Source organism: candidate division TA06 bacterium (assembly GCA_016235665.1).
Classification (GTDB): domain Bacteria; phylum Edwardsbacteria; class AC1; order AC1; family EtOH8; genus UBA5202.
On sequence record JACRJI010000013.1, the window covers coordinates 16,655 to 28,939 of the forward strand.

Consider the following 12,285-nt stretch of genomic DNA (forward strand, 5'->3'; position numbering starts at 1 on the left):
AAGGAGTTTTTGTCATGCGGAAAATCCTGTTAGCCATCTCTATTCTGGTCGTAATTTCTACAGCGTTCATTCCGGCTCATGCCGGGGAACGGGCGGCCATCAATGCCGGTGCCATAAAAACAGAGCTTTGGCATAACGGTCTGATGGGGGACACCACCGCCAGCCTTCTATTCCCGGCCGGGCTTTACCAGGGGGCATCCCTGCTACGGCTTGGTAGTTTGTGGTTCGGGGGATCGGTGGATGGAAAACAGAATTTTGGTGTCAGTTGCGGGGATATTACAACCTCGGGGCAGGCCGTTAGCGAATGGACTCCGGACAGCCTGGGGGTTCAGGTTTTCGTGCCAGGTTCCAGGGCTCCATTGGAGCTTAAGCTGAACCTGACCGATGACGATCCGGCGGCAAATAAGGGCATCAACCTAGGGATAACCGCCTCGGTAAAGGCCCATCAGTGGAGCTATCTGCCGGTTGATAAGCTCTACCTGCTGGAATACTCATTCAGGAATGATGGTGCTGCTCAGATAGACAGCGCCTATGCCGGATTGTGGCATCTGGGCAATGTTTTTAAAACCCAGGCTATCAATACTGAGAACATTGACTATACCGGTTATGATGTTAACGTGGACCCGCTTAATGGAACCGTCCGCAATATGCTTTATGTGGCAGCCGATTCGGTGCAGTGTCAGAATACATTTGGAGTAAGCTCTCCTTATATTGGTTTCCGGTTATTGCATGCAGTTAATCCGAACGGCAGTCCTGCGGTTTTAAGCGGTGCCTGCTCCTGGCGAGGCGCTTCGAACTCTCCCCAGAGCGATGCCTCATTGCTGGATTACCGTAGCCGCTATTTCTACCTTTCCCGGGGAAAATTTGATGCCGAGTTGATTCCCCGGTTCAATGTCCCCAAACTTACAATAGATAACACTCACCTTAGAATTGACGGCAAGGTGTTGACTGAAGTGGACGGAGTTTGGGATGTAAATGACACATCGCACATAGGTCAAAATTACTATATTGGAGGAATCTTTAACGCTTCCAGTGGCATCATTACCCTGGGCACTCCCAAAGCCGACAAACTGAAATTAGTGGCTAAGGAACAGGACTCGGAACTTGATACTTTGACTGTTCAAACTCAGAACCTGCCACTGGCTCAGGTAACCGGGGTTTACGACAATGCCACGGGTACAGGTACCAATTACTACAGCGGGGGAAGTTTTGTTTCGGCTACCGGAGTCATCACCTTGGGGACGCCGTATGTAAAACTGAATACGGTAAGCCACGAGGAGGATTGGGCCTCCGATGATTACACACTCTATGCCCAGATAACACCGTTGTACCAAGTGATCAGCGTTTACGACAACCCTGCCGACACCGGAACGGAATATTATGCCGGGGGGACTTTTAACGAATCCTCAGGGCAGATCACCCTGGGCACGGCTTACGCCAATTATGGCAGCGCCCCGCTATATGTAAACTACAAATGGCGGGAAGCCTCGCCATTCCTTTATGTTGACTACAGCTATAAACTGAATAATGTGGTCACTAGCTACAAATACTACCATACCAAGACCGGGGTGGTGCCCACCGATTATACCAATCTGACCATTTCCGATCCCACCGGCCTAGAGGAAGTGGCCGGGGTTTACCGCCAGAGCGATACATTAATGTCAGGTACCGATTACTACATAGGCGGCAGTTTTGACAAGGGAACCGGCCAGATAATGCTGGCAACGCCGCTCCCGGATGACACCGCCGATTATTACCTGCGGGAAAATTATATGCTGGATATGGTCGGCACTCCCAACGACAGTTTCATCTGGCTGGGGATAGGGATCTGGCCGGACTACGACAAGGTGGTGGAGATAGTTGGGATCTATGATAACAGCTCCGGAACCGGCACCGATTACTTCGCTGGGGGCAGCTATGATCCGGTAACCGACCTGATCACACTAGGCACACCCTTTGACGGTGGAGACATGATGTCACCGGTCTTCATAACTTACCGTTACCTGAAACTGACCAACGCCCTGGTTAAGTATCATAGCAATGACCTGGGTTCCCAGAACGTGATGCTATCGGTGGGGCCGTGGAACATGAGTCCAGGAGATTCCGCTAAAGCGGTATTTGCGGTGGTGGCTGGTAACAGCCTGGCCGAGCTCCAGGCAACCTCTGACTCGGCCCTGTATATATGGAACAACCCGGGTGCGGCGGTAACCACTACCAAAGGCTCGGTTTCCGGGCAGGTGGCCCGCACTTTGGGCCGGGGTATGGTGGAAAATGCTGTGGTCACAGCCTATCAGGGTCCGACCCCGATTGATTCCGGTATCACCGATGGTACCGGGCGCTATTTTGTAGCCAACCTGGAGGCTGGTGCATATGATTCCCTAGTAGCAACTTCAACGGGATATTTACAGAGTGCAATTTTATTCAATGCCGACATCACTGCCGGGCAGGATACTACCGGCTTGGATTTTGTACTGACTTCAGTCAATGCTGGTCTCAGCGGCTACGTTTTCAGGTCCGACAGTTCTACTGCTGTGGCCGGAGCGTTGGTATTCCTGCAGGGAGTGAACTATGATAGCACTTTTACCGATATTGGCGGATATTATTCGTTCAAGTCCGTACTGACATCAACCACCGACAGTCTGCTGTTCTCTGCTCCCGGATGCGTGGCAGAGGTCATCGCCAACCTGAACCTTCAGGCAGACTCCGCCATGGCAGTAAACAAGGTACTGCATTCTGCCGGAGGCTGGCTAGACGGGCGGATCACCAAGTCCGACAGCTTGACCCCGGTGGCCAATGCCATAGTGAGCGTAACCGGACCGGTATCGGCCTCCGATACCACCGATGCTTCAGGTAATTATAGTTTTACCGGACTGGCGGCCGGAACCTATGATATCAGTATTACCGCCTCAGGATATGCCATGCAGAATATCTCGGGAATGGCCGTCCGGTCAGATTCCACTACTTGGGCGGATGCCAGCCTGTATCAGGAGTTCTCTTCCTCAGGCTTGGTCTGGGCGGTTAAAACCAAAATGCCGAACTGGCTTTTTGGATCTGCCTCCTGTCAGTTGGGGGGCAAAGTATATGTGTTCGGAGGCCGCGATTACGGTCTGGTCAAAAGGGCCGCATACCGATATGATCCTTCCGCCGATACTCTGGGGGGGACTCCCTGGGCGGCCTTGGCGGATATGCCCACCGCCCGTTACGGGCTGGGGTGCGCCGCCGTTGGGGACAGCATCATCTATGTCATCGGAGGGTATACTCAGGACAGTATAGCTTTGTCAACAATAGAGGCATACATACCTAACGACAATAGTTGGGTGACAGGACTGACAGGGATGCCCACACCCCGAGCGTTTATGGGTGTGACCAGTATCAAAGATTCGGTTTATGCAGTGGGAGGAGAAAACAATCTCATCGCCGGGCTGGATACCGTGGAGATTTATCTGTCTTCCAGCAATGTCTGGGTTACCAAAAAAGCCCTATTTGGCGGACCAGCCTTTGGGCGAAGCGGGGCTGTGGTTACAGCTTTGGACAGCCTGGGAGTAAAGCGGATTTACGCAACGGGTGGGAAAAAATTGGACGGTACCTTTTTAGCTGTTAATCAAAAATACAATCCTGTCACCAATACCTGGGGCACAAGGACTGCTTTAAGCTCTTCCGTAAGTTATGGAGCAGGAGCAGCGGTAAACGATTCCCTTTACCTAGTAGGAGGCAAAAACGGGTCCGGTTACCTTTCAGGAGCATACAGCTATAGCCCGTTCAGCAATACTTGGCTGGTTAATAATGCTTATCACACCGGCATCGCTCAGGCCTCGATCAGTTCACAGGATTCAATGGGATTCTGGGTTCTGGGCGGAATGACCAACGACGGTTTCATCAGCGACTCCATATATTTTGGCTACAAGCCGGGAGCCATAGAAGGCAATGTTACAATCTTTGGCACGCCGGTTACCGGAGTTACTGTCACTGCTTTAAAAGGATCTCAAGCAAAGAACAGTGAGCAAACTAAGGCTGATGGCAGCTACACCTTAGCAGGCTTGGAGCCGGGGAATTACGATGTCCACTTTTTCAAGACAGGTTCGGTGGATAGCACCATCAAGAACATTCAGGTAAAATGGGGACGGATAACCGGAGGAGTTAATGGTGTTGAAGGCAAACCTATCGTATTGGAACAGTACGGATTTAAACTGGGCCTGGCCTATCCCAATCCAGTCAATAACCAGACAACCATTAGTTATCAGTTGCCGGCCAAGTCAAACGTAGAGTTGTCGGTTTACAACGTACTGGGACAGAAGATCAAGGTGCTGGCTCAAGGTACCCAGAATCCAGGATGGCATTCGGTGATCTGGAACGGCAGGGACAATGGCGGACGGAAAGTGTCTAGCGGCATCTATCTTTACCGCTTGTCCTCAGGTTCAGGAAGCGCGGTTAAAAAACTGGTGGTGATAAGATAGCCCCCAAAGGACAAATGACGGCACGGCTAGAATCTTTTATTTTAGCCGTGCCAGATATTTATTTATTTCTCTTGACAAAACGTTGTTTGTATATTATCATTCATTAATTAAAAAGGAGAGTTAATTTAACGTCCGGTAAATGTAAGTAAAACAGTGCAGGTTGCTTGTACCTTTCAATATGAAAGGGGCTGTTTTATTTAACAATGATGCCGGCCGTATGTTGATAGAATCACGGTCAATTGGGCTGGTATCATTTATCAAATGATGCCAGTTTTTTATTTAAGGAGTTTTGTCATGGGAAGAGTTATTTTATTAGCCATGGTTTTAACCGTGCAAAGCTGGGCCCAGCAATGGTCGCCCGCCGTCAATCTAATGCTATCTGATCCCGGATCATCCTGGACCGCCTCTAACCAGGCCCGCAGCCTGGCGGTCCAGGGGGACACCGTGCATTTGGTGTGGTTCAACTCTACGGAAGTGTTGGCCAATATGGGACACCAGATTTATTACAAAAAATATAACGGAGCTTTATGGGACACCAGCAATACTCTGATAGGTTATATGGGAAATTACCGGAGGCACAGTTGGTATCCGTCCTGCGCCATGGGGCCCGGGGGTGACCTGCATGTGGTTTGGGAGACCAATGACTTTGTCCAGACCAGCGACGGGGCTTCCATATACGACATTGCCTATCGCCAACTCAGCCACGGCATATGGACTCCAAGTCTAAGTGAAAACCCGATCAAGGTTACAGGGAATGTTTCTCAAGGCTATTCATGGCGGCCGGTGATCGCTTGTGGCTTGGATAACATTGCCCACATAGCCTGGCAAGATAACCGGCAGGGTACATTTAAAATATTCTACAGATCATTGACGAACGGTAGCGCTTGGAGCGATTATTTATGCCTTAGTCCTCAGGGAGTTTATGCTGGGTTTCCCAGCATAGCATTGTCTGGCACCCAACCTGCAGTGGTCTGGCAGGATTTTAGAAATGGAAGTAACCAGATATACTTTGCCCAAAAAACGATGTCAGGCTGGGGCCAGGACAGCTCTATCAGCCAGAGCAATTTCGGGGCCTTTGCCCCGTGCCTGGCCGGGGATCAAGCCGGGAACTTGCATGTTGCATGGGAGGATTTGCGCGACGGCAACTTCGAGATATATTATCGCCGTTTCAATGCCCAGACCCAGCTATGGGGGAATGTTCTTAGGCTGACAAAAGATCCCTTTTATTCCCGCCAGCCGTTCTTGCTTTGTCAGGACGACAGCACGGTAAGTCTGTTCTGGTCCGACGATCGTAACGGAAGTTATGAGATCTATCACCGACAGTCGGTTAATAACATTTGGCAGCCCGAAACCACCATTACCACCTTTAATGGTTCAGCATCTCTCAATCCCTCGGCCGCCATGGATCATCTGGGCAATCTGCACCTGGTCTGGTCTGATTTCGGCGTACCCTATTTGGCCCCGGATATTTTTTATATGACGGGAGTTTATGCTAAAATAGCAACATCTGAAAATCAGCCTCCTGTCCCAGGATCAGCCGTCCTGGCAATGCTTCCGGCCCGCCCAAATCCCTTGCGTGACAGGACCAAAATATCTATGACAACGGCACAGAGCGGGTGGGCCCGGGTAAGTGTTTACAATATCGCCGGACAGCTGGTGAAGGAGATTTACCGCGGTCAATTGGCCGGGGGACAACATGAGTTTGAATGGGATGCCAGGGACGGCAAAGGGGACAGGGTCAGTAACGGCCTTTATCTTACCCGGGCGGAATCGTCCGGGGCCGCAGTTACCGGTAAAATAATGGTGGTGAGGTGAATATGAGATTTAGAACACTTATACCGCTTTTAGGACTGCTGGTTATGGTCCTGAATTCTGCCTGGGCCGGCGTCAATGTATCGGAATCCACCGATCAGGGAATTGTAGTGGAACTCTCCTGTCCCCAGCCGCAATTTGAGCAGGTTCTGATAAATGGGATGGAATATTTCAGGGTCTCAGCCGTAGGCTGCCCCGGTCTGACCGACCCCGGCCGTCCGTTTCTGCCGGTAGTAGGAACGATGATATTTGTGCCACCCAACACTATTCCTGTGATAGCATCCACCGAGCTGGCAGAGGCAATAAAATATAAAAAGATCCCGGCACCGGCTTACGAAATCCAAATGAACAAGGAAACAATCCCCGATCCGGCTGTGTACCAGGGTGAACAGGTTTATCCGGCCGATATAGTAACCATCTCCCCGCCGGTCAGGGCGGGCCTTCACAAGATGGCTTTTATTTCCTTCAATCCGGTGCGGTTTAACCCGGCCAGCGGCAGCCTGCTCTATGTTAAAAGCATCAAGATCCGGATCAAATTCCGTACGTCCGGTCTAGGCGACCAAGCATTGGCAGCGGGGAAGGCGGGCCAGCTGGGCGCCGGTATCGGCCGGATCGCCGCAAAAAGTTCTGCAAATCCAAATATGATGGCAGGATGGGCCTCCCGTCCCGCTACCTCTAATAAAGTTAAATCAGACACATGGGCCGATACTCTTCCCTATAAAATATTGATAGAGGAAGAAGGCATTTATAAGATCGGTTATTTTGATCTGTTGCAGGCCGGACTCAATCCCGGCTGGTTCGATCCCCGCAGCTATAAATTGTTCAATCAGGGGAGGGAAGTTCCCATCTATTTCAAGGGTCAGGCAGACGGCGTGTTTGATCAGGAAGATTATTTTGAGTTCTACGGACAGCGGTTAGAAGGTGACAGCAGTTACTACCACCCCTATTCCCGCGATAATGTTTACTGGCTGGGAGCCGGAGGCAGTTTCGGTTCCAGGATGATAGAGGAGGATGGAAGCCCGGTAAACCAAAATTATATCCTAGCGGATTTCTATCGGGATGAGATCCATTTGGAAAAGGACAGCCTTTTTTGCCGGCTGAACAGCGAATACAGCGACCAGACCGACCGCTGGTTCTGGCGGAGGATAGACGAAGGCGACAGTATGGTTTACAACTTCTTCCTTCCCGGTCTTGAATTCAGTGCGATTGACAGCGTTAACCTGACTTTGAGTCTGCATGGTTACACCTCCCTGCTGCCGGATACTTTTAACGACCATTGGGCTATTGCCATAGTTAACGGAACATCACTAAATAATTACATCAGATGGGATGGCCAGTCCCCGAATGTATTTAGGACGAAGATGGACCCTGCCTATCTGGTCAACGGGCAAAACAAGTTAGTGTTAAAGCACGGTCCGTTGAATAATATTGACAGTTATTTTTTTAACTGGATGGAAGTGGAATATACCCGGAGCTATGGGGCCGAAGAGGGACACGTGAAGTTCAAAGCCCCGCCCTATCGTTCAGACAGTCTGTTACGTTATAAAATTAACGGATTTGAGAGCCAGAGCATAGATCTATATAAGTTGGGTGTTAGTAAGATTATCGGGACCGTGGTGGAACGTGATATTGACGGAGTGAGCTACAATTTGACCTTTGATGATAAGGCCTCCGCCCAGACCGTCTATTTTGCTGTGCAAAACGATGATCAGCACAAGCTGAAACCAAAGGCCATCGTAGCTAATCATGTCCCGGCCCAGGCCTTGACGGATCCATCCCAAACCGCTCAATGCCTGATAATAACCACCGAAGAATTTATGGCCTCGGCGGAAAGACTGGCCGCCATCCGGAGGACCCAATATGAAGGAGCCAAGGTTGTGCTGGCATCCGATATCTACGATGTATTTAATTATGGGATCCCAACAGACCGTTCGATCAAAGATTATTTGCGTCAGGCTTTTATGACCTGGCAGGTTCCGCCGGACTATGTATTGCTGTTGGGCGGAGGGAGTTGGGACCCCCGCAACCTGCTGGGTCAATCTTCTGCCGATAAAATTCCGGTACATTTGACCAGGACCTCTGATTTTGGTCCGACTGCAGACGACAACTATTATGCCGATATCCTTGAAGATGATCAATTCTCCTCTTTGCCGGACATCGCGGTGGGCCGGATCCCTGTTTACACTGCCAACGATTGCCAGATCTGGGAAACCAAACAAATGTCCTACGAACAGCAACCTTTGCTGGACCAATGGCAGCGTAAATTTATGCTGATAGCCGGGAGGAACATGAATATCGGCGACCAGTTCAACCTGGAAAGCGACCAGCTGGCGGCTACACTGGATACCAGATATACGGTTTCAAAGGTCTACCACAACAATCCTGCTACTACTCAGGATCTGATAGATCAGTTCAACCAGGGAGCTGTGCTGGCCGGGTTCAACGGGCATGGGGGCGGCCAGGTATGGTCCCATGACAGTTTTTTCCGGATAGACGAGGTGGCCAGGCTTAACAACTGGGGACGCTGGCCGTTAGTGGGTTCATTTACCTGTTACAGCGGAGCCTTTGATATTCCCGATACTGTTTCCCTGTCCCAGGCCATGCTGTTAAAGACATACAGCGGCGCGGTAGGTGTTTTTGCCAGTTCCGGGCCATCATGGGAGAATGTCATAGAACAGGTATTCTTTGGGGCGGTTGATGACTACGGTCTCACTAGGTTCGGTGATATTATCCTGAGTTCCAAGATTGAAATGGCTGCCAGATACGGCACGGTTTCCGGCCCGCCGGGGGAGATGATAACCAGTTATAATCTGCTAGGGGATCCCGGCATGCGCCTGGCAGTTTCCCACCGGGGCATTGAAATGGCGTTGCTTCCGGCTTCGCTTTTACCCGGAGATTCACTTACAGTCACCATCAACGGCGGGTTCAAAACCGGTAGTATTGCCTTGCTTTCCATATGTGACTCCATCGGTAGTCCCGCTGCTAGCTATTCGCTGTTTTCCAATACTCCCGGCATCGTTAATGCCAGGGTGCAGGTCCCGGTTGGCATGGGTACCGGAAAGGCTTTAGTGAAGGCATTTGTAAAAGACGCAGACAGCAGCTGGGCCATTTGCGGGGAAATGGGGATCAACCAGCCTGCATTTTATGGCATGGTTGCCACTCCCTCCCGACCGGTCAATCTTGTAGATAGCGTTGATATAGTCAGCGGAGCTTCCAGCCTGGGGGGAATAGACAGTGTATGGTGCGAATGGCGTACAGCAGAAGATAGAGCTGACACTTTCCCGCTCCAGATCACTATGATGGACAGTTCATATCCTGGTTTTTTCAAGCTAAGAGCCAAGATCATCAACGCCGGGCATGCTGACACGTTTCTCAACTACCGGATCTGCCTTTCCGGTCCTGGGGTAGCTAAAGCAGTAAGCAAATGGAGTTCTCACCATCTTTTGAACCGTTCCGATCTGGCTCTGAAAAAAAATACCAACGATGTTGATAATGCCTATTTTGGTGGGAAAAGGAGGCTGACTCTCTATATTGATGTTTATAATAAAGGGGATATCAGAGCTGACAGCATTCCCCTTCATTTTTACCGCTATAACAACGAGCTTCCCCCGGTCGATTCCGTTACAGTGATACTGGATTCGATCCTGCCAGGCACCAAGACCGTAGTAGCTGTTCCCTGGAGCCTTGCTCCAGGGAGGGAGAGAGACTCGATTAAACTATCCATAGACCCCTCCGCTAAAATCATGCCGCCGGAACAGGATACCAGCAACAATCATTTTGCTTCGAACTATTATGACTTGCCCAGATACCCGGACACGAAAGTTTACCGCCAATTGGGCCTGTTGGGAAGCGGAGATACGGTGACATTGCTGCAAGCGGACCCTCAGATCAGATATTACCTGCCCGATTCCAGTCTGAACGACAGCGCCGTTTCGATAGTGGGAGCCTTCCCCTTTGATCAATATTCCCCGTTGAACCCGGCCCGCCAGCCTGGATTGAAAATGATCGGGGACGAGTTCCGGGATGCTTATTTTGTGAATCTTACCGACTCAACCCGGGGACTGTCCAATGGAAAGAAATTATGGGTCAGCCTGGGCTGGCCCCAGCTGGGTGAGGTCGAAGATCTGAGCCTGGTAAACATATACCGCTTTAATCCCCGTCAAAGTTTATGGCAAAAGGTCCCTGGCGGGGCTGACACGCTCAGCGTCTGGGGCCTTTCCGATTCTTTCGGCACCTTCATGCCCTTGATCGGAACCGACACTACTGCTCCCTTGATCACCGCCAGGCTGGATCAACAGTCCACCGGCTGGGGGAACGAAGTAAGGGTTTCCCGGCCCCAGTATTCGGTGTTGATAGAGGATCCCAACGGCATCAATCTGGATTCGGTTTGGGTAAAAAAGGACGGGGCGCTTGTTTCCCGAAATGAGTATAATTTACCAACCCAGCCCCAGGATCACAGCAGTGTACCCCTGGCTTATGCCCCGTATCTGGCCGATGGACAGCACAATTTGGAATTCGGAGCCTGCGACAACCTGGGCAATAGATCGTCGGTCTCGGTGCAGCTTACGGTGGCGGCAACCTTTGGGCTTTACGAGATGGCCTGCTATCCTACTCCAGTCGACGGGAACTACGCCACTTTTTACTTTTTTGTGGGCGATCATACCGATAAGTACGAGCTGAAAATATTTACCGTGGCCGGAAGGCTGATCAAGACGTTCAATGGTGGATATGCCTCAGGTGTCAAGACGTTGCGCTGGGATGTTGATGATAACTCGGGGCAAAGGGTGGCTAATGGAGTATATTTTTATACTTTGGAAATTTGGTCGGGATCAGGGGCAAAACAGAAAAAAACCGAAAAACTGGCGGTATTACGATGAGGAGAAGGAATATGAAAAATATATTTATCACATTTGTACTGTTGATAATGGCCACCGTGGTCAGTGCAGAGAATTACGGAGGGGAGTTTTTGAATCTGGGTGTCGGCGCTAGAGCCCAGGGTCTGGGTGGAGCTTACGGCCCGCTGGCCGAAGATGCCAGTGCCATTTACTGGAATCCGGCCGGGCTTTCCGGCATGATCCGTCCGGAAGTAATGTTCTGCCATACCCAGCTCTTTGGCGGGCTGGCCAACCATGATTTCCTGGGCCTGGCCTGGCCCTTAAGCAAGCGGCTGAGCTTGGGGCTGGGCTGGATCCGGCTGGGGGTGGATCATATACCACGTTTTTCGTACGATGTGGGGACCGTTTCAAACGGCAGTTTTGGCGACAATGAGAATGCCGTCTACCTATCGGCTTCGTTTCAAAGGGAAACCGCTTCTTTGGGCAAACCGTTAAAACTATCGGCCGGCGGCAGCGTCAAGATAATATCCAACAAGCTGGATGATCGCCAGGCTAGCGGGCTGGGGCTGGATTTCGGTCTACAGGCCAAGATTTGGCTGGCGGAGTGGCTGGCCGTCAGATCGGCTAACCAAGTGATTGTGGGGATGGAGCCAGCCATGATGGGGCGTTCCAACTGGGGAACCATAGGTTTGAGCCTGTCAGCCCAGGATATAGGTGGAACCAGCATCTCGTGGAACACTGCCAGCCAGCAAAGCGATGTCCGGCCGGCCGGATACAAGGCCGGAATAGCATATACTCAGCCGATTTTTCCCTGGCACAGCCAGGTTATAGTTTCAGCCGAAGCTTCCAGCCAAAGCTATCAAAAAGGCCGGTTAGGGATTGAAATTGACTATCGTAATTTATTGTCGGCCAGGCTGGGCCGGGCTCAAAAGGAGCTTGTTTGGGGAGGAGGGATGAAGGTATGGCGGCTGAGATTTGATTATGCCTATACGCCCCACCAGCTGGGCAGTACCCACCGGGTGGGCTGTAGTTTCAAACTTTAAAAAAGGCATACTTTCTTAATGTTTCTACTGAGGCGTTGTCTGCAGGGCAGCGCCTTTTTATGTTTTGTGCTTGCATGCAAAAAATTAGTATGATAAAATATTAGTTATGGTCAAATCAGGAAAAATACCGGAACATCATTA

4 protein-coding genes are annotated in these 12,285 nt (G+C 50.9%); all 4 read left to right on the forward strand.

Annotated elements, in window-relative coordinates:
• Positions 1-14 precede the first annotated feature (14 nt).
• The 4 genes from HZA73_08060 (at position 15) to HZA73_08075 (ending at position 12,144) form a co-directional block, all read left to right on the forward strand.
• Complete coding sequence (locus HZA73_08060) at positions 15-4,454, forward strand: carboxypeptidase regulatory-like domain-containing protein (protein MBI5805985.1); 4,440 nt, start codon at positions 15-17, stop codon at positions 4,452-4,454.
• 294 nt (positions 4,455-4,748) lie between these two features.
• On the forward strand, positions 4,749-6,269 hold the full coding sequence (locus HZA73_08065; protein ID MBI5805986.1) for a hypothetical protein: 1,521 nt from the start codon (positions 4,749-4,751) through the stop codon (positions 6,267-6,269).
• Between the two features lie 2 nt (positions 6,270-6,271).
• A complete protein-coding gene (locus HZA73_08070; protein MBI5805987.1) occupies positions 6,272-11,143 on the forward strand; it encodes a hypothetical protein in 4,872 nt (1,623 codons plus the stop codon).
• A gap of 11 nt (positions 11,144-11,154) precedes the next feature.
• Positions 11,155-12,144 (forward strand): hypothetical protein, encoded by a 990-nt coding sequence (locus tag HZA73_08075; protein MBI5805988.1) that lies wholly within the window; start codon positions 11,155-11,157, stop codon positions 12,142-12,144.
• Positions 12,145-12,285: the final 141 nt, after the last annotated feature.